This is a genomic window from Sinomonas cyclohexanicum (genome assembly GCF_020886775.1).
In the GTDB taxonomy this organism is placed as follows: Bacteria; Actinomycetota; Actinomycetes; order Actinomycetales; family Micrococcaceae; genus Sinomonas; species Sinomonas cyclohexanicum.
On sequence record NZ_AP024525.1, the window covers coordinates 1,303,449 to 1,329,379 of the forward strand.

The following is a 25,931-nucleotide window of genomic DNA, read 5'->3' on the forward strand; positions in this document are numbered from 1 at the left end:
CCCTGAGCGGGAGGATCCTACGTGTCGGTAACCTTTGGCCGAGCTGTTACAAGGCTGTGACCTGAATCACTGTAATAGGGGTTAAACGTTCTATTAGCCTGTCTTTTAATCAGGAACACCTGATTGTTCGCATCTGGAGGGCCGCCATGCCCTCCGATGGAGGAGAGAACGCATGATTCAACGTCACTTCGCTGCGCCTCGGACGGCCAAGCTGGCCGCTCTGGGGGTCGGAGTCGCGCTGCTGGCGACCGCATGCAGCGGCACGTCGAGCACGCCGTCGGGCTCCAGCACCTCCAGCGCGGCGGCCGCCGGGATTTCCTGCCCGGCGCCGTCCGGCAGCGCCGGCGCTTCCTCAGCGGCGGGACAGACGGTTGCTCCGGCCGATGTTCCGAAGGCCACCACGACGTCGCCCACCCCGCTCAAGCTCGGCACGCTGCTACCGCAGACCGGTGCCCTCGCGTTCCTCGGTCCGCCCGAGATCGCCGGCGTCAACCTCGCCGTCAAGCAGATCAACGACTCCGGCGGCGTCCTCGGCCACCCGGTCGACGTGATCCACCGCGACTCCGGCGACACGACCACGGACATCGCCACCCAGTCGGTCACCAACCTGCTCGGACAGGGCGTCAGCGCGATCATCGGTGCGGCGTCGTCCGGCGTGTCCAAGACGGTGATCAACCAGATCACCGGCGCCGGCGTCGTTCAGTTCTCCCCGGCCAACACCTCCCCGGACTTCTCGACCTGGGATGCCAAGGGCCTGTACTGGCGCACCGCCCCTTCAGATGTCCTCCAGGGCCGCGTGCTCGGCAACTACATGGCCTCCTGTGGAGCGCAGACGCTCGGCATGATCGTTCTCAACGACGCGTACGGCACGGGCCTGCGGGACAACGTCAAGAAGGCGTTCGAGGGCGCAGGCGGCAAGGTCGTCGACGAGGAGCTGTTCAACGAGGGCGACTCGCAGTTCAGCTCGCAGGTCGACAAGGTCGTCGCGGCAAAGCCGGACGCGATCGCCGTGATCTCGTTCGATCAGGCCAAGCAGATCATCCCGCTCCTCACGGCCAAGGGCGTCAAGCCGACCCAGATGTTCTTCGTGGACGGCAACACCGCCGACTACAGCAAGGACTTCAAGGCCGGCACGCTCGAAGGGGCCCAGGGCACCCAGCCCGGGACGTTCGCCAAGGATGACTTCAAGGCGCAGCTGAAGACGATCGACCCGTCCCTCGTGAACTACAACTACGCCGGCGAGTCCTGGGACGCCGCGAACCTCATCGCGCTCGCGGCAGAGAAGGCCAAGAGCACGAAGGGCACGGACATCGCCGCCCAGTTCGTGGACATCACCCACGGCAGCAACCAGTGCAGCGACTTCCCGAGCTGCGTGACGCTGATCCGCCAGGGCAAGGACATCCACTACATGGGCAAGTCCGGCCCGGTGAGCTTCGCGAAGAACGGCGACCCGCAAGAGGCCTACATCGGCATCTACAAGTTCGACAACAACAACGTGCCGCAGCCCCTCAAGGAGGAGTTCGGCAAGCTGAGCTGACCTCAGCCTGACGCACGGCACACAGGGCCCCGGCTCCCGCAAGGGACCGGGGCCCTGGCCCTGCGTGGGGATGAGGTGATCACAGACGACGGCGCTGCCCACCTCATGCGGTGGGCGGCGCCGTCGTGCGCGGGAACGTCGTGCTACGAGTCGGCGAGCGTCCCCAGGTAGAGCTGGATGACCTTCGGGTCGTTGAGCAGCTCGCGTCCGGTTCCCGTGTACGCGTCGCGACCCTGGTCCAGGACATACCCGCGGTCGCAGATCTGCAGGCAGCGGCGGGCGTTCTGCTCCACCATGATCACGGACACGCCGGCCCGGTTGATCTCATGGACGCGCAGGAACGTCTCGTCCTGCTTGACGGGGGAGAGCCCGGCGGAGGGCTCGTCGAGCAGCAGGACGGCGGGGTCCATCATGAGCGCGCGCCCCATCGCGACCATCTGCCGCTCGCCGCCCGAGAGGGACCCGGCGCGCTGGGCCCGGCGCTTGCCGAGCTCGGGGAACAGGTCAGTGACGAAGTCCCAGCGCTCCTTGAAGACCTTGGGCCGCTGGAACAGCCCCATCTGCATGTTCTCCTCGATCGTGAGCGTGGTGAACACGTTGTTGTTCTGCGGCACAAAGCCGAGGCCGCGGCTCACGAGCTTGTTCGCCTTGAGCCCGGTGAGGTCCTGCCCACGGACCACCACCGAGCCGGAGTGCACGCGCACGAGCCCGAACATGGCCTTCAGGAGCGTCGACTTGCCTGCGCCGTTGGGTCCGATGATGCCGATCAGCTCGCCCTGGCGGGCCTCGATGCTGCAGCCGTTGAGGATGTTGACGCCCGGCAGGTAGCCGGCCACGAGGTTGGTGACGGTCACGACGGCCTCGCCGTCCGCCGCTGTGCTCGCGGGCTGGGGTGCTGTCTGCTCGCTCACTTGCCCTCCTCCTTCTGCGGCCGCTCCACTGTGAGGGTCTCGGCGTCCGATCCGACACTGTCTTCGGCGAGGATCCCGGCGTCCTCCGTACCGACCACCGACTCCTCGTCTTGGGCGAGCTCTTGCTCGAGCTCCGCGACACCACCTGCGGCGCCGAGGTCTACGTCGTGGTGCGCCCCCAGGTATGCGTCGATGACCGCCTGGTCCTTCATGACCTCGGTGGGCGGCCCCTCGGCGACGACTTTGCCCTCCGCCATGACCACGACCCAGTCGGCGATGTGCCGGACCATGTGCATGTCGTGTTCAACGAACAGGACGGTCATGCCCTCGGCCTTGAGGTTCTTGACGTGGTCCAGGAGGCTCTGCGTCAGGGCGGGGTTGACGCCCGCCATGGGCTCATCGAGCATGACCAGCTTCGGATTCACCATGAGCGCACGGGCCATCTCGAGGAGCTTTCGCTGCCCGCCGGAGAGGGAAGCGGCGTAGTCGTCTCGCTTCGTGTCGAGCTTGAACTTGACCAGCAGGGATTCGGCCTGGTCGGTGATGTCCTTCTCGCGGTTGCCCCAGATGCCCTTGAACAGTGCATTGCGGAGCTTCTCGCCGGGTTGGGACGAGGCGCCGAGGCGCATGTTCTCGATGACGGTCAGCTTGCCCATGACCTTGGTCAGCTGGAACGTGCGGACCATCCCGAGCCGCGCGACCTTGTACGAGGACATGCCCGCCAGGTCGGTGCCCTCGAATTGCCACGTGCCGGTGTTCGGGGTGTCGAAGCCGGTCAGCAGGTTGAACAGGGTGGTCTTTCCCGCGCCGTTGGGGCCGATGAGGGCCGTGATCTTGTGGCGGGGAATCTCGAGATGCTCGACGTCGACGGCGTTGATGCCGCCGAACCGCCTGCTCACGTTGTCGGCCACGACGATCGGATCGCGCTTCTTGCATCCCGGGGCCGCGGGGCCCTCGGCGATGGGTCTGGAGTCCGTCATGTAGTCCACTGCGGACTCACCGGTGTTGCCTGTCTCGCTCATGAGAACGCGAGCTCCTTCTTGTTGCCGAACACGCCCTGCGGCCGGAAGATCATCAACAGCATGAGGGCCACGCCCACGAGGATGTAGCGCAGCTGGCCGGCCTGGGTGGTGCTCAGGAACGGCAGCGCGCCGATCCCGATCAGGCCGTAGAGCACGTTCTGGGTCAGCGACAGCACGACCCAGAAGATCATGGCGCCCACGATCGGTCCGAGGACTGTGGACATGCCGCCGAGCAGGAGGCAGGTCCACAGGAAGAACGTGAACTCGGTGCCGTAGTTGGCCGGCTGCACCACGTCGCGGGGCAGCGTGAACACGAGCCCGGCGAGTGCGCCGAAGACACCGCCGATGATGAGGGCCTGCATCTTGTAGGCATAGACGTTCTTCCCGAGCGAGCGCACGGCCATCTCGTCCTCGCGGATGCCCTTGAGCACGCGGCCCCACGGGCTGCGCATGAGGAGCCAGACCGCGATCCCGAGGATGAGCACGAGGCCCCAGCCGAAGACTCGGAAGAAGAAGTCGTTGCTGCTGTAGCCGAGGTAGTCGCCCTCTGGGAACGGGTTGAGCCGCAGGAAGTCAGCTCGGATGCCGGCGAGTCCGTTCGCGGAGCCGGTGACATCAGTGAGGGTGTTGGTCGTGACGACGTAGCGGATGATCTCCGCGGCGGCGATCGTCACGATCGCCAGGTAGTCGGCGCGCAGTCGCAGTGTCGGGATGCCGAGGAGGAGCGCGAAGATCGCCGCGGCAACGATGGCCACAATGAGGGCCAGCCAGAACGGGAACTGCAGGTGGATCGTCGACATGGCGAAGCCGTACGCGCCGACGGCGATGAAGCCGGCCTGCCCGAAGTTGAGCAGGCCCGAGTAGCCGAAGTGCACGGCGAGGCCGAGTGCGGCGAGGGCGTAGGCCGCCGTCGTCGGGCTGACGAGCTCGCCGAGCGCCTCCAAGAGAATCTGTCCGAAATCCATGGCGGTCTCCTTAGCCCACTCGCTCGCGACGGCCCAGGATTCCCTGCGGCCGGAAGAGCAGGACGAGGATCATGACGACCAGCGCCCCGACGTACTTGAGGTCGGACGTGAGCCCGAACACCGTGGTCAGCTCCACGAAGATGCCCACGACCACGGAGCCGACGAGGGCACCGAAGACGGTTCCCAGTCCGCCCAGGGTGACGCCGGCGAAGATCATGAGCAGGATCTGCTGGCCCATGTTGAAGGAGACACCCGGCCGGTAGTAGGCCCACAGGATGCCGCCGAGCGCTGCGAGGAAGCCGCCTGTGACCCACACGAGGCGGATGACGCGGTCGACGTCGATCCCGCTCGCCGCCGCGAGGGCCGGGTTGTCGGCCACCGCGCGGGTCGCCTTGCCGAGGCGCGTGCGCAGGAGTGCGAATCCGATCAGGAGGATGACGATCAGGGAGATGAGCAGCGACCACAGGTTGTTGGGCGAGATCTTGACGACCCCGAGGTCGATGTCGGTCGACTGGGAGTAGGGAAGCTGCTGCGTCGCCCCGCCGAAGAAGAACAGGATCACGTACCGCGCGGCGAGGGCGAGGCCGATGCTCACGATCATCATGGGCACGACGCCGGTCCCGCGCCGCCTCAGCGGCTTCCAGAGCCAGGCGTCCTGCGCCCAGCCGAACGCGACGCCGGCGGCGAGCCCGCCGATGACGGCGAGCCAGAACGGCGCCCCGACTGCGCTGAGCGAGAAGACGACGACGGCGCCGAGCGTGACCATCTCGCCGTGGGCGAAGTTGGTCAGGCCCGTGGTGCCGAAGATGAGGGAGAGGCCCACGGCGGAGAGGGCGAGCAGGAGGCCGAAGCTCAGGCCCGCCACGAGGCGGTTCAGGAGGCTGGTGAAGAAGCTCTCCTGGTGGACCACGATGCCGGCGCCGAACGCGAAGATCGTGCTCGCGTTCGAGGTCTGGCTGAACGTGACCGTCCGGGGATTCTCCTGGCCGTCCGCGAGCTTGACCCCCTCTGGGAGCGTCGACTCGTCGAGCGTGACCTTGTAGCTGCCCTGCGCGGGCACGGAGATGCTCCACGCTCCCGAGGCCGATGAGGTGGTGCTGCCGCTGAATCCATTGCCCTCAGCACTGATCTTGACGCCCTCGAGAGGCTGCCCGCCGTTGCGCAGGAAGCCCGAGATGGTGTTCTGGAACTGGGACTGGCTGGAATTAGGGCTGGGGCTGGGCGAGGTCGTCGCCTCTGCGGCCGGGGCGATTGCCAGGAGCACTGCAAGGATGGCGCCGATCAGGGCGCCTGCGGCCGCCAGCGCGCGTGGTACGCGTTGGCGGGCGGCCGGGGCTGTGCTGGTCACGAAGAGCCTCCGTCTTTCCGGGGGTGCGGCTGGCGTGCCAGCCGGAACGGTCGGTGCAACGGGCGCAGCCCATCGCACGTGCACCCGGTAAGCGGGAATGTGACGAGGGTCACCCGTTGGACGTCATGTTACCCGCGTGGATGGGCCAGTCCTGCAGTCTGGAGGCCGTCGGGAGGTCGCGATCCGGTAACGACTGTAAACAGTTTCTTCAGGCGCACTTAAGCGTCCGGCGGCTCCGAGGAGTGGCCCTAAAGATTGTCCGCGCGGCGCCACCGCGCGGGCGGCTCTGGGGTGCCGCGAGGCTCAGGAGGGCGCTAGAGGTAGAGGCCGAGATCGCTCGACGGCTCATCGTGTTCGGCGACCGCGTGGACGTCGCGCTCGCGCAGGAGGACGTAGTCGCGTGCGGCGACCTCGACCTCGGCGCGGTCCTCGGGGTCGAAGAGCACATGGTCGCCAACCGACACCTGCCGCACGCTCGGGCCGGCTGCCACCACGTGGGCCCAGGCCAGCCGCTTGCCGAGGACCGCGGTCGCCGGGATGACGATGCCTGAGGCCGAGCGGCGCTCGCTGGCCTCCTTGTCGAGCTCCACGAGGATGCGGTCGTGGAGCATGCGCAGCGGCAGGCGGTGGCGGGTGGGCGCGGACTCGTTCGGCACCGAGCCAGTCTAGTCGCGATGCCTCGGGAACTTCCCCGGCCGTCCGCGCGTGGACAGTATAGGCCGCCTCCGCAGCACCCGCGGGGCGAGACTGCATTCGACCAAGGAGCCGACATGGCATTTGGGGGAAACCCCGTCTTCCGGAGGAAGAACTACAAGGGCGCCATCGCGACGGCGCCGCCCGTGCCCACGGGGCCCTACGGGCAGAATCCGTACCCGCAACAGAACCCCTACGGCCAGCCTGCGCCCTATGGCCAGTATCCGCAGCAGCCGATGTCTCCCGAGCAGCTGGACGAGCTGTACCGTTCGCCGTCGGCCGGCCCGGCGCAGACGGGCCGGATGACGTATGACGACGTGATCGTCCGGACGCTCGCATGCCTCGGCTTCGTGGTGGTCGGGGCCGCTGTCACGCTGGCCATGCCAGCGAGCGCCTCCCTTGGCCTCATGGTCCTCGGCGCCCTCGGCGGGTTTGTGCTGGCCCTCGTGAACACGTTCAAGCGTGAGCCGGTGGCCGGGCTCATCCTGGCCTATGCCGCACTCGAGGGGCTCTTCCTCGGTGGGCTCACCCGGATCATCGACGCCTTCGCGCCGGGCGTCGGCTTCCAGGCCGTCCTCGGAACGGTCGTCGTGGCCGGCGTGACGCTTGCGCTCTACAAGAGCGGCAAGGTCCGCGCGACGCCCGGCCTCATGAAGTTCTTCCTCATCGCGATTGTCGGCTACCTCGGGTTCAGCCTCGTGAATCTCGGCCTCATGCTCTTCGGCGTCGTCCAGAACCCCTGGGGGCTGCGAGGAATGACGGTCATGGGCATCCCGCTCGGCGTGATCGTCGGCCTGTTGGCGATCGTGCTCGCCGCGATCTCGCTGATCTTCGACTTCAACTCGGTCGAGCAGGGGGTCCGCGCCGGGGCGCCGCGGCGCTATGCGTGGACCGCGGCGTTCGGGCTCACCGTGACGCTCGTGTGGCTGTACACGGAGATCCTGCGCCTGCTGGCGATCTTCAATAGCAACGACTGACCTCTCATGAAGAGCTCGTGAGCGGGAAGGCCCCCGGACGAATCGTCCGGGGGCCTTCCCGCACCGTGGCGCGCGTATCGGATGCCCCGCGCCTAGATGACCCGCCGGGCCCCGTCCGCAGGGGAGACGCTGAACAGGTCCGGCTGCGCGAAGCCGGCCCGCGAGAACGCGGACAGGACGGCGTCCCTGACTGCCCCAGTGCGATCAGTGGGGACGAGGGCGATCGCCGATCCGCCGAATCCGCCGCCGGTCATGCGGGCGCCCAGCGCTCCGGCCGCGCGGGCAGTGTCCACCGCGAGGTCGAGCTCGGGGCACGAGATCTCGAAGTCGTCTCGCATCGAGGCGTGGCTCGCGTCCAGGAGCCCGCCGATCGCCCGCGGCCCCTCCGCGCGAAGGATGCGGACGGTCTCGAGGACCCGCTCGTCCTCGGTGACCACGTGGCGCACGCGCCGGAACGTGACGGGGTCGAGGAGCCCGCGGGCCTCCGCCAGGTCCGCGGAGGAGACATCCCTCAGCGCTTCCACCCCGAGGACCTCGGCTCCGAGCTCGCACGCCGCGCGGCGGCTCGCATATCCGCCGTCGGCGTGGGAATGGGCCACCTTGGTGTCGACCACGAGGACGGCAAGCCCGGCGGCGGGCGCGTCGAACGGGATCAGCTCCACGCTCTGGTCCCGGCAGTCGAGGAATACAGCGTGCCCCGGCGCGCCGCGCAGCGAGGCGGACTGGTCTAGAATCCCGGTCGGCGCACCCACGAACCCGTTCTCCGCCTGCTGGGTCACGAGCACGAGGTCCTCGGCGCCCAGACCCGCGCCGGTCAGCTCGGTCAGCGCGGTAGCGACAGCGCACTCGATGGCGTGCGACGAGGAGAGTCCCGAACCGACCGGCACCGTCGAGCCAAGCGCCAGGTCGAACCCGGGCACCTCGACCCCGCGGGCCGCCAGGGCCCACACGACGCCCGCCGGGTAGACGGACCAGCCGGGCGACGTCCCGCGAGTGAGCCCGTCGAGGTCTAGCTCGACGACGCCTCCGCCGCCCTCGGCGCCTCCGTGCGTCGAGACCAGGCGTATGGTCCGGTCGGGCCGAACGCGGACGGCGACGTAGGCTGCCAAGTCGATCGCGAACGGCAGGGCGAAGCCTTCGTTGTAGTCGGTGTGCTCCCCGATGAGGTTGACCCGACCGGGAGCCCGCCACACGCCGTCGGGCGCCCCGCCGAAAGCGGAGGTGAACGCGTTGAGGACCGGTCCCGCCGCGTCCTGGACGGAAGGGGGCCGCGTCATGCCGGTGCCTTTCCCGCGGCGTCGGCGGGGCGCCGCGTCGGATTCTTCGTGAGGGCGTCCCGGAGCCGCTCGGCCACGTGCTCGGCGGTCGTGTCGTTGATGAAAGCGCCCATGGCCGCCTCGGAGCCTGCAAGGAACTTGAGCTTGTCCGCGGCGCGGCGCGGCGAGGTGAGCTGGAGGTGGAAGCGGCTCGCCGGCCGCAGCAGGGCATCGAGGGGTGCCTGATTCCATGCCGCGATGTACGGGGTGGGTGTGGGGTAGAGGGCGTCCACGGCCATCAGGAGCGAGAGGTAGGAAGATGCGAGCTCGTCCTTCTCCTCGCCTGTGAGGGACGTGAAGTCGGGCACATGACGGTGCGGCACGAGGTGCACCTCGAGCGGCCAGCGCGCGGCGAACGGCACGAAGGCGGTGAAGTGGTCCCCCTCGAGCACCACGCGCTCGCCGGCGGTCCGCTCGCGGTCCAGCAGGGTGCCGAGCAGGGTGGCCCGGCCGTCGGCGTCGTCGTAGAAGCGACGTGCCATCGCGGCCAGCTGGGCCGCCCGGGGCGCGACGTACGGGTACGCGTAGATCTGGCCGTGCGGGTGATGGAGGGTGACGCCGATGTCCGCGCCGCGGTTCTCGAAGGGGAAGACCTGCCGCACTCCGGGCAGCGAGCTCAGCGCGGCGGTCCGGTGGGCCCAGGCCTCGACCACGGTGCGGGCACGCTCGTAGGGCAGCCCCGCGAAGGACCCGGTGTGGCTCGAGGTGAAGGACACGACCTCGCAGCGGCCGACCGCGGGGGTCGTCTGGCCCCACGGGAGAGAGGCTGGCAGCTCCGCGGTGCCGGGCCCGAGAGACGGGAACCGGTTCTCGAACACGACCACGTCGTAGTCTGCGTCGGGAATCTCGGAGGCATTGGCCGGCGTGGTGGGGCACAGCGGGCACTGGTCGGCGGGCGGCAAGTGGGTGCGGGACTGCCGGTGGGCGGCCACGGCGACCCAGTCGCCGGAGAGCTCGTCGTAGCGGAGGTGGCCCGGCACCGCGGGGCCTGCGAGCCCGCGGGCGTCCGGGGACGGCGTCCGGGGGGCGCTGCCCGGGTCGTCGAAGTAGATAAGTTCGCGGCCGTCAGACAGCCGCGTCGGGGTGATCAGGGGCGGGGTCATGCGGTCTCCGATTCGTCGACGGGCGCGACGATGAGGTCCGGGACGGTCTGCCGGAGCTCGTCGAGCGCACTGGTGGAGAGGCCGTCGTCCGTGATGAGGGTGTCGACGGCGCTCAGGGGGAGGATGCGTGCGAGGCTCACGAGGCCGTACTTGCTGTGGTCGGCCAGTACCACGAGCCGTGCCGCGGACTCGGCAGCTGCACGGTTGGTCTCGGCCTCGAGCATGTTCGGCGTGGTGAGCCCGCCGCGGGGGTGGAGGCCATGGACGCCCATGAAGCAGGTCTCGACGTGCAGCTGGCGGAGAGTAGAGGTCGCCAGCGGCCCCACGAGGGCCTCCGACGGCGTCCGCTCGCCGCCCGTGAGGATGGTCCGCGCGCCCTCGTGGCTGGCGCTTCCGAGAGCCTCGGCGACCTTGATCGAGTTGGTCGCGACCGTGAGGTCCGGAACGCCGGCGAGCAGGCGGGCGAACGCGAACGTCGTGGTCCCGGCGGTGACGAAGATCGTGGCTCCGGGCCGAACGAGTTCGATCGCGCGTGCCGCGATCGCGCTCTTGGCGTCGGGCCTGTGCTCGCTCTTGGCCGCGAAGCCGATCTCGGCGAACCCGATCTCGGTGGGGCGAGCGGCGCCCCCGTGGACGCGGCGGGCGAGCCCCTGGAGCTCGAGGTGCTCGATGTCCCGCCGGATCGTCATCTCGGACACGCCCAGAGCGGACGCGAGTTCCGTGACGCGCACGGCTTCGCGCCGCTCGAGCTCGGCGACGATGTGCGCCTGGCGTTCGGCAGCCAGCATGGCGTTCCCCCCTTAATCCTGCTAATCCTGCTAATCCTGAATCTGCAGCTGATCCTGAGCCAGCACCCTAGAGCTAACACAAACAACAGCTTTCTAACAAAAGATAACATCCGACGGGTCGGAGGGGAAGAGGCTGCGCGGACTGTGCCGCGGCATGGTGCGACAGCTAGCGTTGGATCCATGACACCATCACCGACCGGCCCTTCCACTCCGGTCAGCCCAGCGTCGGGCCGCGCCGTCACCGGTCGCCAGTACGAGCTCCGCCGCGCCGGCGGCGTCGCCGTCGTGACCGAGCTCGCGGCGACCCTGCGCGCCTACTCGCGCGACGGCGTCGTGCTCACAGAGACATTCGGTGACGACCAGATCCCGCCGGGCGCCACCGGGATCACGCTCGCGCCGTGGGCCAACCGCGTCGAGGATGGACGGTGGCCCCTCAACGGCAAGGTGCAGCAGCTGGACATCACCGAACCCTCGCGGGGGCACGCTAGCCATGGCCTGCTGCGCAACACGGGCTACGCGCCCGTCGAGGTCTCGGGCGCTTCGGTGTCCCTCGAGGCCACGGTGTTCCCCCAGCACGGCTACCCGTTCCTCGTCCGCCACCGCGTCGATTACGCGCTCGACGCCGACGGCGGCCTGAGTGTCACCCAGAGCCTCAGCAACGGCTCTGCGGCGCGCGCGCCGTACGTCCTCGGCGCGCACCCGTATCTGCGGCTCGGTGGGACGCCCACCGAGGAGCTCACCCTCACCGTCCCTGCGGCCACCCGCCTTGTCGCGGACGAGCGACTCATCCCGCGCGGCTCCGAGCCCGTGGCGGGGGAGTGGGACCTGCGCGGCGGACGCACCGTGGGCGAGCTCGCGGTGGACTGCGCGTTCACGGACCTCTCCTTCACGCACGACGGCGCGGGGCCGGCCGCCGCCGCTGCCCCGCCCGCCGTCGTGCGCGCGACACTCACCGGTGCCGACGGCCGCAGCGTCTGGCTGTGGCAGGAGGACACGTGCAGGTACCTGCACGTGTTCGTCACCGACACGTTCCCCGGGCGCGCCAAGGCGGTGGCGCTCGAGCCCATGACGGGGCCGGCGAACGCCTTCAACTCAGGCGAGGGGCTCCGGTGGCTCGAGCCGGGCGAGTCCGCCTCGATGCGGTGGGGGATCGGCGCGAGCCTCTGAAAGGATGGGTCCATGGAGCCCAGCCCCGAAGGACCCCATCCGGACCCCGTGACCATCGATGCCCGTGCCGCGCGGGCCGTGACGGACGCGGACCTGCCCTTCGCGCTGCGGGTCTCAGCGGCGTGGGCGTGGCGCGTCGCGGTCATCCTCGTGGTCGCCTGGGCCATCGCGTGGGCGCTCGCGCAGATGAGCTTCCTCGTGATCCCCGTGCTCATCGCCGCGCTGCTCGCGGGACTGCTGAATCCGGTGGTCGGCTGGCTGCGGCGTGCGCGCGCGCCCAAGGGCGTGGCGGTGGCCGTCACGGAGCTGGGCTTCATCGCCGTCGTCGCCGGACTCCTGACCCTCGTGGGGCGGCAGATCTCCTCGGGCTTCGCGCAGCTGTGGGGCGAGGCGCTCCAGGGCCTGGCCGAGGTGCAGAGGTGGCTCGCGGAGGGCCCGCTGCAGCTGACGTCGTCCGAGCTCGGGACGTACATCACGGATGCGCGCCACCTGCTTGAGACCAATCAGGGCACGCTCCTCAACGGCGTCCTGAGCGTGGGCTCCTCGGCGGGGCATTTCGTCACGGGCGCCCTCATCACGCTCTTCGTGCTCGTCTTCTTCCTCCTTGAGGGGGAACGGATCTGGGCCTTCCTCGTCGGGCTCCTGCCCCGCCGCGCGCGGGCGGCGGCCGACGGCGCCGGCCGGAAGGGCTGGACCTCGCTCGTGAGCTACGTGCGGGTCCAGGTATTCGTGGCGGCGGTGGACGCGGTCGGCATCGGCGTGGGCGCCGCCGTCCTCAGTGTGCCGCTCGCGCTTCCCCTGGGCATCCTCGTGTTCGTCGCCTCGTTCGTGCCGGTCGTCGGCGCGCTCCTGAGCGGCGCCGTCGCCGTCCTGCTCGCCCTCGTGGCGAACGGCCTCGTGAACGCGCTCATCATGCTCATCATCGTCGTCGCGGTCCAGCAGCTCGAATCCCATGTGCTCCAGCCGCTCATCATGGGCCGGGCGGTGTCGCTCCACCCGGTGGCCGTGATCCTGGCCGTGGCGGCGGGCTCCTACATCGCCGGCATCGCCGGCGCGCTGTTCGCGGTGCCCACTCTCGCCGTCACGAACTCGGCCGTGCGCTACATCGCGGCCCGTTCGTGGGAGAACTCGTGGGAAAATGGAGGTGCGCCGGTCCCGCCGGAAGACGCCGGGCCGGGCCCGAACCCCCGTGAAGCCCCCTAGGAGCACTGAGTATGACTGCCCTCTCGACTCTCGCTGTGACGCTCGACGACGTTCTTGCAGCACAGGAGCTGCTCGAGGGCATTAGCGCCAAGACGCCCATTGAGGAGTCGAGGGCCCTCGGCCAGACGGTGGGAGGCGAGGTCTACTTCAAGTGCGAGAACCTGCAGCGGGCCGGCTCGTTCAAGGTCCGCGGCGCGTACGTGCGCATGGCGCGGCTCTCCGATGAGGAGAAGCGGCAGGGCGTCGTGGCCGCCTCGGCAGGCAACCACGCGCAGGGCGTCGCATCGGCCGCGAAGCGCCTCGGGATCCGGGCCAGGATCTACATGCCGCTCGGCGTTGCACTCCCCAAGCTCCAGGCGACCCGCAGCCACGGCGCCGAGGTGGTCCTGCACGGCCACAACGTCGACGAGGCCCTTGCCGAGGCGAAGCGGTACGCCGACGAGACCGGTGCAGTGTTCGTCCACCCGTTCGACAACGCGGACGTCGTAGCGGGCCAGGGCACGATCGGCCTGGAGATCCTCGAGCAGGTCCCGGAAGTGGACACGATCCTCATGGGCGTGGGCGGCGGCGGGCTCCTGGCCGGCGTCGCCGTCGCCGTGAAGTCCAAGGCCGCCGAGCTCGGCCGCGAAATCCGCGTCATCGGGGTCCAGGCCGAGAACGCCGCGGCCTACCCGCCCTCGCTCGCGGCCGACGCCGTCGTGCCCCTGCCGAAGGTCGCCACGATGGCCGACGGCATCGCCGTGGGCCTGCCGGGTCAGATCCCCTTCAGCATCATCCGCGAGCTCGTCGACGACGTCGTGACCGTGAGCGAGGACTCCCTCGCCCGGGCCCTCATCTTCCTGCTCGAACGCTCCAAGCTCGTGGTCGAGCCCGCCGGCGCCGTGGGCGTGGCCGCGCTCATGGACGGCAAGCTCGCCGAGCTCGGGATCGACCCGAAGAAGACCGTCGTGATCCTCTCCGGCGGCAACATTGACCCGATGCTCATGCTCAAGGTCATCCAGCGCGGCCTCTCCGCCGCCGGGCGCTTCCTCACGGTGCGCATGATGCTCGATGACCGCCCGGGCTCCCTCGCGACGATCTCCCGCATCATCGCCGAGAACGACGCGAACGTCACGGGCGTGGACCACACCCGCGTCGGCGGCTCGATCGCGATGGGGGACGTGGCGATCACGATCGATATGGAGACGAAGGGCCACGAGCACTCCGACCAGATCCTCCGGGCCCTGCGCGCGGAGGGCTTCCAGCCGATCGTCATCCACGTCTGAGGCGGCAGAACCGTGCGAGCGCCGGGGTCGACGAACGAGCTCGCGGGGCGCGCCCGCGCGGGGCTCGCCACCATGACGGCGGTCACGGTGGTGCTGTACGTGATCCAGCTGGTGAACATGACAACCTTCGGACTGCTGTCGAGGACGTTCGGCATCCGCCCGCGTGACGTGGGCAGCCTCCCCGACATCCTGACCTCCCCGCTCGTACACGACTCGTCGGGCTGGGGGCATCTCCTGGCCAACACGCTGCCGCTCTTCGTCTTTGGATTCCTGGCGTTCCTGGCCGGGCTGAGGCAGTTCCTCACGGCCGTGGCGCTGTCGTGGCTGGGGTCGGGGGTCGGCGTGTGGGTGTTCGGCGGGAGCCTTCTCGGCTACCCCTCCGTGACCGTCGGCGCGTCCGGTGTGATCTTCGGCCTCTTCGGCTTCCTCTTGGTCCGGGGCTTCCTGAACCGCAGCTGGTGGCAGATCCTCCTCGCGCTCGTGCTGTTCGCCGCGTACGGGGGCGTGCTCCTGGGGGTGCTGCCAAACGTGGGCCGCGGCATCTCATGGCAGGCGCACCTGTTCGGCCTCGCGGGAGGGGTTGTCGCGGCCGTCCTCCTGCGGCCCAGGGGCCGGGTCGCCACCTAGCGGCACGAGCATGCCCAGCTACTTTAGTCCAGTCACTTGATTAATCGGCTCGGCGGGCGCATCGTCGATGAATGGGGAGAGTCCCCGAACCATCGAGAAGGAGAATGCCATGGCCATCGACAACACTCCCGGCACCCGCTACGACATCGGCAAGGACAACGAGCTCGTCCCGACCGTCTGGCCGTTCAAGCTCGAGTGGATGGAGTTCACCGGACCTGAGGGCCTCGACAAGTGGGAAGAAGCCATGCGCACCAAGGTCGGGCTCACCATCGACGCGAAGATGTACAAGCCGGGGTGCGCCACCATCTCCGGATCCGGTGACGGCTGGGACGACTGCGACTACTGGGGGAACGGCTGCTGACGTGGCCCACATCGGCATCCTGACCCAGTCTGGAGACCTCCACGCGGAGCTCGCCGCACACTGGGTCGAGCAGGCCGGTGGGCGGGCATCGCTGATCTATGCGGACCGGGTCCCGCAGAGCGGGGGGATCAGCTGGGCGTCGTCGGCCCCGGATCGCGCGCGCCTCGACGCGGCAGACGGCCCGATCAGCCCAGACCAGCTCGACGTCCTCTGGTGGCGGCGCGTCGGCCGGCCCACGGTCCCCGACGCGGTGAGCGACCCGGCTGCGAGAACGGTCGTCGCCAACGAGGCTCGAGACGCCGTCCTCGGCTGCCTCCGGGCGGGCTTCAGAGGACGGTGGGTCAGCGACCCCGATGCGACACGCCGCGCTGAGCTCAAGCTCGTCCAGCTCCGCGCGGCGCTGCGCGTCGGCCTGAGGGTCCCCCGCACCCTCGTGAGTCAGATCCCCTCTGACATCCGGGAGTTCTGCGCCGAGCTGGGCGGGAGGATGGTCGTCAAGCCTGTTGCGAGCACGATGGACATCCCGCTCCGGGCCGGCGTCCTCACCGAGGACACCCTTCCGGCTGACCGGGAGCTGGCCCTGGTCCCCGCCATCTACCAGGAACTCGTCCCCGGCGACGTCCATCTCCGGGCGTGCACGTGGGGGAGCACCGTCGTGGTGGGCACGATCAGCTCGGACCTCATGGACTGGCGCACCGACGTGGCCCCGCGCGTCGGAACGGGGCAGCTGGGCGGGGGGACCGCCGCCCAGCTCACGGCGCTCAACGCCCACCTCGGGCTCGCGATGGGCATCTCCGACCTCAAGCCCGCGCCCGACGGCGGGCCGCCCTACTGGCTCGAGGTCAACCCCCAGGGGCAGTTCCTCTTCCTCGAAGGGCTGGGAGGGCCGGAGGTGGCGCGCAGCTTCGCGCGCTTCCTCCTGGACTGCGCCTGAGGCCCTGCTGGGCCGATGTGGGCGGATGAACGACGACGGCGCCGCTCACCACTGAGGTGGGCGGCGCCGTCGTGCGCTGTTCGGGTTCCCAGATCCTGTACGGCGCTCAGCCGTTGTAGGGCGTAGCCGAGATGATCTCGACCTCGATCTGCTTCCCGTTCGGGGCGGTGTAGGAGAGCTTGTCGCCCTGCTTGTGGCCCACGATCGCGGAGCCGAGCGGGGACTTCTCGCTGAACACGTCCATGTCCGCGCCGGACTCGGCGATCTCGCGGGAGCCGAGGAGGAAGCGCTCCTCCTCGCCGGCGATCTTCGCCACGACGAGCATGCCCGGCTCGACGACGCCGTCGTCCGCGGGCTTCTCGCCCACCTGTGCGTTGCGCAGGAGGTCGGTCAGCTGGCGGATGCGGGCCTCGATCTTGCCCTGCTCCTCCTTGGCGGCGTGGTAGCCGCCGTTCTCCTTGAGGTCGCCCTCCTGCCGGGCGGCCTCGATCTTCTCGACGATCTCATGACGGCCGGGGCCCGAGAGGTGGTCCAGCTCAGCCTTGAGACGGTCGTACGCCTCCTGCGTGAGCCAGGCGCCGCCCTGATGGGTCGTGGTGGACATGTCGTCTCCTCGTCAACGTCTTACATGCAAAGACCCCGCCTGCGGTTATGCGCGTCCCCTTGAGGCGCGATGCCTCGGGAGCGCTTTCTGTACCACCGGCGGGGCAATGGGTATTAGAACATTCTAGTGAAGATGGGACTCGATCCCAAGTTGGGACGATGCCCGGTGTGCCGTGTCGCGGCTAGGACGCCTTGAGCCAGCATGAGTCGACGACGCCCGAGACCGCCGCGCTCTCGGTCCGCAGCGGGACCCGATGCAGCGTGGTCGTCGTGCCCGACGCGCCGGCGTCCGGGCCGATCTCGATCTCCTTGAACCCCACGACCGCGAAGTCGTCGGAGAGAGCATGGACCGCGCAGACCGCCGTCGCCGAGGCGTCCTTGGTGACCTGGAAGTCGATCTCCGCGTGCCACGCATCCGGCGTGGAGAACCCGACATCCTTGGACTGCACCCCGGAGCGCACGCTAGACGTGTAGGTGAGCCACCCCGCGACCACGATCGCAACGGCCAGGGCCGCGACGATGAGGATGCGCGCCGTGCGCTTGGTCAGCCGTTGGCGTGGGGCGCCGTAGCGGACGGCGAGGGCGGGGGAGTCGGTCACCTGTCTATTCTAGGAGGCGTGTCAGAGAACCCTTCCGCCCTCCGACTCCTCGCCGTCCACGCGCACCCTGACGACGAGTCGAGCAAGGGCGCACCGATGATGGCCAAGTACGTGGCCGAGGGGCATGAGGTCATGGTCGTCTCGTGCACCGACGGGTCACGGGGAGATATCCAGAACCCCCACATCCTCGATGCCCCGCACCCGCGGCGGGACATGGCGGGTGCCCGCCGGCTCGAGATGGCCGCGGCGCGCGAGGTCCTCGGCGTCCAGCACCGCTGGCTGGGCTTCACCGACTCGGGGCTGCCCGAAGGTGACCCCCGCCCGCCGCTGCCGTGGGGCTCCTTCGCGACGCTCCCGATCCAGGAGGCGACAGCCCCGCTCGTCCGCCTCGTCCGCGAGTTCCGGCCCCACGTCGTCGTGGCCTACGACGAGAACGGCGGCTACCCCCATCCGGACCACATCATGGCCCACCGGGTCGCCGTCGAGGCGTACCGTGCCGCCGGGGATCCCGCGGCCTACCCGGATGCGGGCACGCCGTGGTCGCCCTCGAAGCTCTACTACGACGTCTCGTTCAACCCCGCGAAGACGCGGCGCATCCACGATGCCCTCGAAGCAGCAGGCCTGAACTCGCCGTTCGCGGAGTGGATTGCACGCGCGAGCGAGAATGACGCCGAGGGCCACCGGCCGTGGACGTCCCGGCATCCGGTGACCACGCAGGTCGAGTGCGCGGAGTATTTCGACGTCCGCGATCGGGCTCTCCTGGCCCACGCGACCCAGATCGATCCCGACGGATGGTTCTTCGCCGTGCCGCTGGCCCTGCGGCAGCGCGAGTGGCCGTGGGAGGACTACGCGCTCATCGACTCACGCGTGGGCTTCCCCGCCGAGGGGTCCGTGGAGGCCGACCTCTTCGCCGGGCTCCGGTAACGGTCGCGGCAGTTCTGGGCCCCGGTAGGATTGTCTGGTGCACAATCTCCTCGTTGCCCTCGCTCAGACGCCCGCGCCCTCACCCGAGGGGACGCTGCGGCCAGGTCTGAGCGAGGACATGATCACCCCCGGGACATGGGGGTTCATCGCGACCGCATTCGTGGTCATCCTCACCATCTTCCTCATCGTCGACATGGTGCGCCGGCTGCGCCGCGTGCGGTACAAGGCGCAGGTCGAGGAGTCCCGCGGGGAGCGGGAGAACAACGACCAGGCGAACAAGGACCAGACCGCCCAGGACCAGGGGCACGAGACCCGCTGAGCGGGCGCCCCGTCAGGACGTCGGCTGCTGCGACGCTGGGACGCTCAGGCTCCCATAGCGCTCCATGCGGTGCCAGCGGAGGTGGAGCCCTGCCATCGCCGTGAAGACGGACTGGATGACCACGAGGTACATGAGCTGGCGGTACACGACCTGCTGGAGCGGGAGCGTCCACAGCGGGGCGAGCCTCTCCTTGTCGAGCCGGAACGCGTAGGCGGCCATGGCCAGCTGTGCGCCCATGAAGGCCAGCCACAGCAGGGCGATGCGCAGGGGGTCCAGGAAGAGGAGACCGTAGACGGCGAAGACGTCCACGATCGGTGCGAACAGGGGCAGGAGCACCTGGAGCACGAGCAGGTAGCCGAGGCCCCGGCGCCCCAGCTTGCCCGCCTGTCCGCCCTGCACGACGGCGCCGCGATGCTTCCACATGGCCTGCAGGGTCCCGTAGCACCAGCGGTAGCGCTGCTTCCAGAGTGCGCCGAGGGTCGCCGGAGCCTCGGTCCAGGCCCTCGCGTCGTCCTTGTAGACGACCCGCCAGCCCGCGCGGCACAGCGACATTGTGAGGTCGGTGTCCTCCGCGAGCGTGTCGCTGCTGACGCCGCCCAGGCGTAGGAGGGCGTCGCGCCGGAACGCGCCGATCGCGCCCGGGACAGTGGGCATGCACTCGGCGAGGTCGAACAGCCGCCGGTCCAGGTTGAATCCCACGACATACTCGATGTGCTGCCACGCGCCGAGGATCCCCCCGCGATTGGCGACCTTGGTGTTGCCGGACACGGCACCGACGCGGGAGTCGGCGAGGGGCTGGATGAGAGCGTGCACGGTGCCTGGCTCGAAGACGGTGTCGCCGTCCACCATCACCACGATCTCGTGCGACGCCGCGAGCAGGCCCGCGTTGAGCGCGGACGGCTTGCCGCCATTCGCCTTCCGGATGACCACGACGCCCGGGAGGCCCAGCGCCTCGACGATGTCAGCCGTGCCGTCCGTGGAACCGTCGTCGACCACGATGATCTCGACCGGATGTGTCGATGCCGCGATGGAGGCCACGGCGGCCTCGATACCGGCCGCCTCGTTGTAGGCAGGCACGATGACCGTGACCGGGTCGGTGACTTCGGGCAGCAGCGGAACGTCGCGCCGCCGTCGGCCCCGGCGCGCGAGGCGATGGTGGCGGGACGCGACGGCGACCACGAGCACGGCGCGGACAAGCGTGACGACGCCGCTTGCGGCGAGCAGCCACGCGATGGTGTTCACAACCGCCTCGCTGACGCCCATGCCCCACACGAACGCGGTGCCGACGACCTGCTCCGACGCAGGTGCCGGCCGCATGGTCGAGATGCCGACCGCGTCGCCGACGGTGGTGACCGTGTAGCCCTGGCCCTGGTACTTCGTGAGCATCTCGTCGAGGGCGGTGACGGTCTCGCTCCGGTCGCCGCCGCCGTCGTGCATGAGCAGCACTTGGCCTTTTGTGCCGGTGACCGTGAGGTTCTTCTCGATCGTGGGGACGCCCGGGCGGGACCAGTCGCGGCTGTCGACCGTGCTGAGCACCGTCAGGTAGCCGTCCGCGGCCGTCGACTTCATCGCGGACCACTCACTGGAGGTGATGGCGTCGTTCTCCGAGCTGTACGGCGGGCGCAGGAGCGTCGCGGACTGGCCCGTGATTCCGGCGAGCGTGCGCTGGGCGGCCCCGACCTCGAGGTTGCGCTGCCACTCGGGCACCTTCCCCAAGTCGACGTGGGTGAGGGTGTGGAGGCCTACCTCGTGGCCTTCGGCGACCATGCGCCGCACGAGATCAGGGTGGTCCAGCGCGGCGGTCCCGACCACGAAGAACGTCGCGTGCACGTGGTGTGCCGCCAGCACGTCAAGGATGCGCGGTGTCCATACGGGGTCGGGGCCGTCGTCGAACGTGAGCGCCAGCGTGCGGTCTCCGGGTCCGGCAGTTCGCACGGTCGACGACCGGGCATCGACCACTGGCCCCCCGTCGGTGACATCCGCGGGGACGCCGTTCGCGTCCCCGGAGGCGGCTGCGGAGTCGTCGCCGATGCCGGCGAGGTGCTGGGTGTACCCCTGGACAGCGAGGGCAAGCGCGAGCCCGATCAGGAGCGCGGCCAGAACGATCCAGTGAGTGCGGACGCGGGCCGGTTGCCGGGGGGCGCGGCGCTGCTTGGGCGTCACGGATGCGTGGGCTGGGTCGTCGGCCGCCTCAGCTGACCGGGGGCTGTGGGATTGCTCTGGCCTTGACCAGGCGCCACTGTGGCCGTGGGCGCCGGCAGCGCTGCGGTCGGGGCCGGCGCGGGGGCCGCCGCCGCGGCTGTGGGGGCCGGCGCGAGCGCACCTGGAGCCGCGGCCGGCTGTGCGCCAAGACCTTGGGCGGGTGTCAGATAGCGCGCGACCGTGATCGGATTCTCTGTCGCGGCGGGCAGCGGGGTCCCTGAGCCCGCGGCCGGGAGGGTCTCGCTCGGAGAATCCGTCGGAGTGCTCGGCGCTTGCGCCGGTGCGGCGGCAGGCGGGAGGAAAGGGGCAGCGGCGTTGGGGCCACCACCCAGGAGCGCGAATCCCAGGACAACGAGGTAGCCCGCGACGAGCAGGAGGGCCACGCCCCCGACGAGTCGCATGAGCCGCAGCTTCCTCCCAGAGGCGTCGACGAATACCGGCCCTGCGTCTGCCTGTGGCGACGCGCGGCGGCTGGGGGCACTGGTGTGAGGTGAGGCCATCGGTAGCCGATTGTAGACCGTCATCGTGGAGAGGACATGTCAAGGGTGCAGACTCTTCAACATGGAGAACCGCCTCGCCGGACAGGCTTCGGCCTACCTTCGCCAGCACGCGCACAACCCCGTCCACTGGCAGCCGTACGGCGCCGAGGCGTTCGCCGAGGCCGCCCGGCGCGATGTCCCGGTATTCGTTTCGATTGGTTACGCGGCGTGTCATTGGTGTCATGTCATGGCCCACGAGTCCTTCGAGGACGGGGCCACCGCCGAGGTGCTCAACGTGCGGTTCGTGAGCGTGAAGGTGGACCGGGAGGAACGCCCGGACGTGGACTCCGCATACATGGCCGCGTGCCAGGCGATGACCGGCCAGGGCGGCTGGCCACTGAGCATCTTCGCGCTGCCTGACGGCCGTGCCTTCTACGCCGGCACGTACTTCCCGCCCGCCCCGCGCGGGGGCCAACCGAGCTTCCGTCAGGTCCTCGACGCGGTCTCCGAGGCCTGGCGGGACCGGCGAGCGGCGGTCGAGCGCCAGGCCGCTGCGCTGGCCGAGGCCCTCGGCGGGCTGTTCTCGGACCAGCTGCTGCGCATCGATGCCCCCGGCGAGCACGACGCCGCCGGGCTGGCCGCAGTGGTGAGCGGCGCCGTCGTGCGTCTGGCCCAGACGGAGGACCGGGCCCACGGCGGGTTCGGCGGGGCGCCGAAGTTCCCGCCCTCGCCGGTGCTCGAGTTCCTCATCCGGCACGCCGCCGGGACGGCCGGCACCGCGGGCACCGCGGGGGAGGCCATGGCTCTCGCTGGCCGCACGCTTGCGGCACTGTGCCGCTCGGCGGTGTTCGACGTGCTCGGCGGTGGGTTCGCGCGGTACTCCGTCACCGCGGACTGGTCCCTGCCGCACTACGAGAAGATGCTCTACGACAACGCGCAGCTCCTCCGCGCGCTCGTCCACTGGGTGAGGCTGGGCGGATCGCCCGAGCTCGGCGCGGACGAGGCCGGCGAGGCTGCGGCCCTCACCGCCGACTGGCTCGTCCGCGAGCTCGGCCTGCCCCGCGGAGGCTTCGCGTCATCCCTCGACGCGGACTCCGAGCGGGACGGCCGGCACGTGGAGGGCGGCTACTACGTGTGGACGGGTGCCGAGCTCGCTGAAGCACTGGGGAGCGAGAGCGCCGGAGAGGGCGGCACCGCGCACGACGCCGCGCGGCTGGCGTCGGCGTTCGGCCTGCGGGTGGGGGAGCACGCCGCTTCCGCTGGTCCCCTGCACGGCGGCCGTGAGCTCGGGGCCGAGGAGCGGGCGCTTCTCGCGAGGCACCGTCCCGCGCTGCTCGCGGCCAGGGCTCGAAGGACGCCGCCGTCCCGGGACGACAAGGTCGTTGCCGGGTGGAACGGCCTGGCCGTGGCGGCGCTCGCGGACGCGGCGGTGGCGCTCGACCGGCCGGACCTGCTGGGCCCGGCCCGGGAGGCCGCCGCGCTCCTCGAGACCGTGCACTGGGCCGCCGGGATGCTGCGGCGCGTCTCGCACGAGGGAGCCGCGTCCGGCATCGAGGGCATGCTTGCGGACTATGCGGGCTGCGCCGAGGGGGCGTTCTCGCTCTATGCGGCAACCGGGGAGACGCGGTGGTTCGAGTGGGCCGAGCAGCTGCTCGCCACTGCCCGTGCGCGGTTCGTTGCGGACGGGCTGCTCTCCGACGAGGCGGCAGGGACCGGCGATCCCTCGGACCCTGTGCCCGGCGTACGGTCCGCGCTCGCGGGCGCCCGGACTCTCGACCCGCACGATTCCGAGCAGCCCAGCGGGGCCTCGCTCCTGGCCGGGACGCTGCTGACCCATGCGGCCTACACCGGCGCGGAGGTGTCCCGTGCGCTCGCCGAGTCGATCATCGCCGCGCTGCCCGGGCTCGTGGCCCAGGGGCCGCGCTCGGCGGGCTGGCTGCTCGCGGTGGCCGAGGCTGCGCTCGCTGGGCCGCTTGAGGTCGCCGTGGTCGGGCCGCTCGACGGCGCCCGGGCCGCGCAGACCCGGGCCCTCCACTGCGAGGCGCTGCTCTCCCCGAGTCCGGGGCTCGTCGTGGCCCTGGGCGGCGGGGCCGGCGTCGCGCGTGCGGCGGTCCCGCTGCTGCAGGACCGCCCGGCCGCGCCGGACGGTGGCCCGCTCGCCTACGTATGCCGGGACTTCGCGTGCCGGCTGCCGGTCGGGACGCCGGAGGAGCTGCGGGGCCAGATTTCGGGCGGTTAGGGCGGGTGCGGGCTACGCCGCGGGCACCCCGAGCACGGCGAGCATGATCGCGATGAAGTGCACGGTGAACGCCGCGACCGTGAACGCGTGGAAGAACTCGTGGAACCCGAAGTGCTGGTACGAGAAGTTGGGCCGGCGGACACCGTAGAACACTGCGCCCGCGATGTAGAGGGCCCCGCCCACGCAGATGAGGATGGCTGCGGGGATGCTCGCGGCGAAGAACTCGGGCAGGAACAGCAGGGCCGCGCAGCCGAGCACCACGTAGATGGGCACGTACAGCCAGCGCGGGGCTCCGACCCACAGGGTGCGGAACGCGACCCCGGCGAGCGCACCGGCCCAGATGAGCGTGAGGAGCAGCACGGCGGTGGGCCGGGGGAGGAGCACCCAGGACAGAGGCGTGTAGGTGCCGGCGATCACGAGCATGATGTTCGTGTGGTCGAGCCGCTTGAGCACGGCCTTGACGCGCGGGGACCAGTTGCCGCGGTGGTAGACCGCGCTGACTGAGAACAGCAGGAGGCCGGTGAGCGCGTAGACCGCGCACGCGACCTTCCGGTCGGCGCCGGGGGCGAGCGCGATCAGCACGATGCCGGCGGCGAGGGCCAGCGGCGTGGTCACGGCGTGGATCCAGCCGCGCCACGAGGGCTTGATGGACAGGAGTTCTGCGCGCACGGCGGCGGACTGCTGCATGGGCATTATCCTAACTTACGTCTGGGTAAGTTACTCGAGAGTAGCATGTGGACGGGCTGCGGTAGCCTAGAGGGGCAGCTGCACGGAATCGACGGGCGGGAGGGGCATGGAACTGCCCGGTTTCCTCTATGGCTTCTACGAGCGCAGGCTCCAGCGTTCGCTGAGCCGGGACAGCATCCCCAAGCACGTCGGCGTCATGGTGGACGGCAACCGCCGCTGGGCCCGCCAGTTCAACGCCCCCACCAGTCAGGGCCACCGTGCCGGGGCGGACAAGATCCATGAGTTCCTCGGCTGGTGCCGCGAGCTGGGCGTTCGCGTCGTGACGCTGTACATGCTCTCCACCGACAACCTCAGCCGCTCGAGCGAGGAACTCGCTGAGTTGACCACGATCATCGCGGACACCCTGGACCGGCTCGATGACGACCCGGCCGTCTCCGTCCACGCGATGGGCGCGCCCGAGATGCTCCCCGACCACCTTGCCGAGCGCCTCGCGCGCCTCACCGACAAGCCCAGCCCGTCGGAGCCGCTCCACGTCAACGTGGCGGTGGGCTACGGCGGGCGCCGCGAGATCGTCGACGCCGTCCGCAACCTCCTCCGCGACGCCCTTTCCCGCGGCGAGGATATCGCCGCCCTCGCCGAGCGCCTCGACGTGGACGACATCTCCCGATTCCTCTACACCGCCGGCCAGCCGGACCCCGACCTCGTGATCCGCACGTCCGGCGAGCAGCGCCTCTCCGGCTTCCTCATGTGGCAGAGCGCGTACAGCGAGTTCTACTTCTGCGAAGCCCTGTGGCCGGCCTTCCGCAAGGTCGACTTCCTCCGCGCGCTGCGCGACTACGCGGGCCGGCAGCGCCGCTTCGGCGCGTAGCCGGGCCTTCCTGGTGCGGAGAGGGCCGGCTCAGGAGCCCGATGCCCTGGGCCCGTCGAGCCCGACGTGTGCGCGCAGGAGGACCGCGTAGCGGTCGGCGTCCCCGCGCTCCAGGAATGTCACGAGCCGCCGGTGGTCGGACAAGAACCGAGGCAGGTTCGCCCCGCCCGAGCGCGCCACCGTGTGGGTGAGCCGCTCGAGCCGGGGCCTGATCTGGGCGTAGAAGCCGTCCACGAGGGTGTTGCCCGAAGCGGCGGCGACCCGGGCGTGGAAGGCGTGGTCGGCGCGGGTGAACGCGAGGGAGTCGCCGTCCCGGAGCGCGTCTGCCTGGGCCGAGAGGATGGCGTCCAGTGCCGCGGCCGTCGCCGCGGTGGCGGCCTCCGAGGACCCGCATGCGCGCACCGACTCCGACTCGAGCATGACCCGGGCCTCGAGGAGCTGCCGGGTTGCTGCGCCGTCCTCGGCGGTCACCACCGCGCCCTTCTTGGGGTAGAGGCGCAGCAGGCCCTCGGCGGCGAGCCGGAGGAACGCCTCGCGCACGGGGGTTCGGCTCACGCCGAGCTCGGCGGACTGCTCGCCCTCCGTGATGAGCGCGCCGGGAGCCAGGACGCCGAGGACGATCTTGTCGGCGAGGGCCGCGTGTGCGCGATCCGCGGCGCTCTGGGCGGCCTGGGGAGCTGGCGCGTGCGGACTCATGGTGCCATCCTAGGCTGTTGCATTTATTGATAGATGCAACAGGCCGTCGAGTGGGGGTGAATGACACAGCTGTGATTTACCGGACACTCCCCGCGATG

The 25,931-nt window shown here is 70.1% G+C and carries 25 protein-coding genes; 12 read left to right on the top strand and 13 right to left on the bottom strand.

The annotated features are described in order from the left end of the window. Positions 1-172: 172 nt before the first annotated feature. Positions 173-1,537, top strand: coding sequence for an ABC transporter substrate-binding protein (locus SCMU_RS06100; protein ID WP_229232134.1), 1,365 nt, complete (start codon positions 173-175; stop codon positions 1,535-1,537). 143 nt (positions 1,538-1,680) lie between these two features. Here the strand turns inward: SCMU_RS06100 and SCMU_RS06105 are convergent, their stop codons facing one another. The 5 genes from SCMU_RS06105 to SCMU_RS06125 form a co-directional block, all read right to left on the bottom strand. Continuing rightward, on the bottom strand, positions 1,681-2,448 hold the full coding sequence (locus SCMU_RS06105; protein ID WP_229232135.1) for an ABC transporter ATP-binding protein: 768 nt from the start codon (positions 2,446-2,448) through the stop codon (positions 1,681-1,683). Next, positions 2,445-3,470: an ABC transporter ATP-binding protein gene (locus tag SCMU_RS06110; protein WP_371829638.1), complete on the bottom strand. Its 1,026-nt coding sequence runs from the start codon at positions 3,468-3,470 to the stop codon at positions 2,445-2,447. The genes SCMU_RS06105 and SCMU_RS06110 overlap by 4 nt, the downstream gene beginning before the upstream one ends. Continuing rightward, a complete protein-coding gene (locus SCMU_RS06115) occupies positions 3,467-4,435 on the bottom strand; it encodes a branched-chain amino acid ABC transporter permease (RefSeq protein ID WP_229232136.1) in 969 nt (322 codons plus the stop codon). The genes SCMU_RS06110 and SCMU_RS06115 overlap by 4 nt, the downstream gene beginning before the upstream one ends. A gap of 10 nt (positions 4,436-4,445) precedes the next feature. Next, a complete protein-coding gene (locus tag SCMU_RS06120; RefSeq protein ID WP_443020270.1) occupies positions 4,446-5,738 on the bottom strand; it encodes a branched-chain amino acid ABC transporter permease in 1,293 nt (430 codons plus the stop codon). Positions 5,739-6,097: 359 nt separating this feature from the next. Then, positions 6,098-6,394 carry a GroES family chaperonin gene (locus tag SCMU_RS06125; protein ID WP_443020271.1) on the bottom strand — a complete coding sequence of 99 codons (297 nt, stop codon included), beginning with the start codon at positions 6,392-6,394 and terminating at the stop codon, positions 6,098-6,100. Positions 6,395-6,553: 159 nt separating this feature from the next. On the opposite strand from SCMU_RS06125, the gene SCMU_RS06130 reads away from it, so the two are divergent. Beyond that, positions 6,554-7,453 (top strand): Bax inhibitor-1/YccA family protein, encoded by a 900-nt coding sequence (locus SCMU_RS06130; RefSeq protein ID WP_229232139.1) that lies wholly within the window; start codon positions 6,554-6,556, stop codon positions 7,451-7,453. 92 nt (positions 7,454-7,545) lie between these two features. Here SCMU_RS06130 and galK read toward each other — a convergent pair whose 3' ends face one another. From galK to SCMU_RS06145, 3 genes are read right to left on the bottom strand one after another with little or no spacing between them, the layout of a single operon-like run. Further along, the gene (gene galK, locus SCMU_RS06135; protein WP_229232140.1) at positions 7,546-8,730 is read right to left on the bottom strand and encodes a galactokinase; all 1,185 of its coding nucleotides are present in this window, start codon (positions 8,728-8,730) and stop codon (positions 7,546-7,548) included. Then, positions 8,727-9,872, bottom strand: a complete 1,146-nt coding sequence (galT, locus tag SCMU_RS06140; protein WP_229232141.1) for a galactose-1-phosphate uridylyltransferase — start codon at positions 9,870-9,872, stop codon at positions 8,727-8,729. The genes galK and galT overlap by 4 nt, the downstream gene beginning before the upstream one ends. After that, positions 9,869-10,660 (bottom strand): DeoR/GlpR family DNA-binding transcription regulator, encoded by a 792-nt coding sequence (locus tag SCMU_RS06145; RefSeq protein ID WP_229232142.1) that lies wholly within the window; start codon positions 10,658-10,660, stop codon positions 9,869-9,871. The genes galT and SCMU_RS06145 overlap by 4 nt, the downstream gene beginning before the upstream one ends. A gap of 180 nt (positions 10,661-10,840) precedes the next feature. Here SCMU_RS06145 and SCMU_RS06150 point away from each other — a divergent pair, with 180 nt between their 5' ends. The 6 genes from SCMU_RS06150 to SCMU_RS06175 all read left to right on the top strand — a co-directional run bounded on the left by SCMU_RS06150 (position 10,841) and on the right by SCMU_RS06175 (position 16,217). Next, entirely contained in the window at positions 10,841-11,827 is a 987-nt protein-coding gene (locus tag SCMU_RS06150; protein ID WP_229232143.1) for an aldose 1-epimerase family protein, read from the top strand. A gap of 12 nt (positions 11,828-11,839) precedes the next feature. Further along, positions 11,840-13,030 (top strand): AI-2E family transporter, encoded by a 1,191-nt coding sequence (locus SCMU_RS06155; RefSeq protein WP_229232144.1) that lies wholly within the window; start codon positions 11,840-11,842, stop codon positions 13,028-13,030. 11 nt (positions 13,031-13,041) lie between these two features. Next, positions 13,042-14,295 (top strand): threonine ammonia-lyase, encoded by a 1,254-nt coding sequence (ilvA, locus tag SCMU_RS06160; protein WP_229232145.1) that lies wholly within the window; start codon positions 13,042-13,044, stop codon positions 14,293-14,295. A 12-nt stretch (positions 14,296-14,307) separates the two neighbouring features. Beyond that, positions 14,308-14,922: a rhomboid family intramembrane serine protease gene (locus SCMU_RS06165; protein ID WP_229232146.1), complete on the top strand. Its 615-nt coding sequence runs from the start codon at positions 14,308-14,310 to the stop codon at positions 14,920-14,922. Positions 14,923-15,031: 109 nt separating this feature from the next. Beyond that, a complete protein-coding gene (locus tag SCMU_RS06170; RefSeq protein WP_229232147.1) occupies positions 15,032-15,283 on the top strand; it encodes a hypothetical protein in 252 nt (83 codons plus the stop codon). Between the two features lies 1 nt (position 15,284). Continuing rightward, the gene (locus tag SCMU_RS06175) at positions 15,285-16,217 is read left to right on the top strand and encodes an ATP-grasp domain-containing protein (RefSeq protein WP_229232148.1); all 933 of its coding nucleotides are present in this window, start codon (positions 15,285-15,287) and stop codon (positions 16,215-16,217) included. A 106-nt stretch (positions 16,218-16,323) separates the two neighbouring features. On the opposite strand, the gene greA is transcribed toward SCMU_RS06175, so the two are convergent. Both greA and SCMU_RS06185 read right to left on the bottom strand, forming a co-directional pair. After that, complete coding sequence (gene greA, locus SCMU_RS06180; RefSeq protein WP_229232149.1) at positions 16,324-16,821, bottom strand: transcription elongation factor GreA; 498 nt, start codon at positions 16,819-16,821, stop codon at positions 16,324-16,326. Between the two features lie 181 nt (positions 16,822-17,002). Next, the gene (locus SCMU_RS06185; protein ID WP_229232150.1) at positions 17,003-17,419 is read right to left on the bottom strand and encodes a DUF4307 domain-containing protein; all 417 of its coding nucleotides are present in this window, start codon (positions 17,417-17,419) and stop codon (positions 17,003-17,005) included. Positions 17,420-17,437: 18 nt separating this feature from the next. Here SCMU_RS06185 and mca point away from each other — a divergent pair, with 18 nt between their 5' ends. Both mca and SCMU_RS06195 read left to right on the top strand, forming a co-directional pair. Next, positions 17,438-18,343: a mycothiol conjugate amidase Mca gene (mca, locus tag SCMU_RS06190; protein WP_229232151.1), complete on the top strand. Its 906-nt coding sequence runs from the start codon at positions 17,438-17,440 to the stop codon at positions 18,341-18,343. A 37-nt stretch (positions 18,344-18,380) separates the two neighbouring features. After that, positions 18,381-18,662 carry a hypothetical protein gene (locus SCMU_RS06195; protein ID WP_229232152.1) on the top strand — a complete coding sequence of 94 codons (282 nt, stop codon included), beginning with the start codon at positions 18,381-18,383 and terminating at the stop codon, positions 18,660-18,662. A 12-nt stretch (positions 18,663-18,674) separates the two neighbouring features. On the opposite strand, the gene SCMU_RS06200 is transcribed toward SCMU_RS06195, so the two are convergent. Then, the gene (locus SCMU_RS06200; protein WP_229232153.1) at positions 18,675-20,825 is read right to left on the bottom strand and encodes a bifunctional polysaccharide deacetylase/glycosyltransferase family 2 protein; all 2,151 of its coding nucleotides are present in this window, start codon (positions 20,823-20,825) and stop codon (positions 18,675-18,677) included. A gap of 600 nt (positions 20,826-21,425) precedes the next feature. Here SCMU_RS06200 and SCMU_RS06205 point away from each other — a divergent pair. After that, positions 21,426-23,582, top strand: a complete 2,157-nt coding sequence (locus SCMU_RS06205; protein WP_229232154.1) for a thioredoxin domain-containing protein — start codon at positions 21,426-21,428, stop codon at positions 23,580-23,582. Positions 23,583-23,594: 12 nt separating this feature from the next. Here SCMU_RS06205 and trhA read toward each other — a convergent pair whose 3' ends face one another. Further along, complete coding sequence (gene trhA, locus SCMU_RS06210; RefSeq protein ID WP_229232155.1) at positions 23,595-24,269, bottom strand: PAQR family membrane homeostasis protein TrhA; 675 nt, start codon at positions 24,267-24,269, stop codon at positions 23,595-23,597. A 106-nt stretch (positions 24,270-24,375) separates the two neighbouring features. On the opposite strand from trhA, the gene SCMU_RS06215 reads away from it, so the two are divergent. Then, entirely contained in the window at positions 24,376-25,137 is a 762-nt protein-coding gene (locus tag SCMU_RS06215; RefSeq protein WP_229232156.1) for an isoprenyl transferase, read from the top strand. 30 nt (positions 25,138-25,167) lie between these two features. Here the strand turns inward: SCMU_RS06215 and SCMU_RS06220 are convergent, their stop codons facing one another. Further along, positions 25,168-25,833 (bottom strand): GntR family transcriptional regulator, encoded by a 666-nt coding sequence (locus SCMU_RS06220; protein ID WP_229232157.1) that lies wholly within the window; start codon positions 25,831-25,833, stop codon positions 25,168-25,170. Between the last annotated feature and the right edge of the window lie 98 nt (positions 25,834-25,931).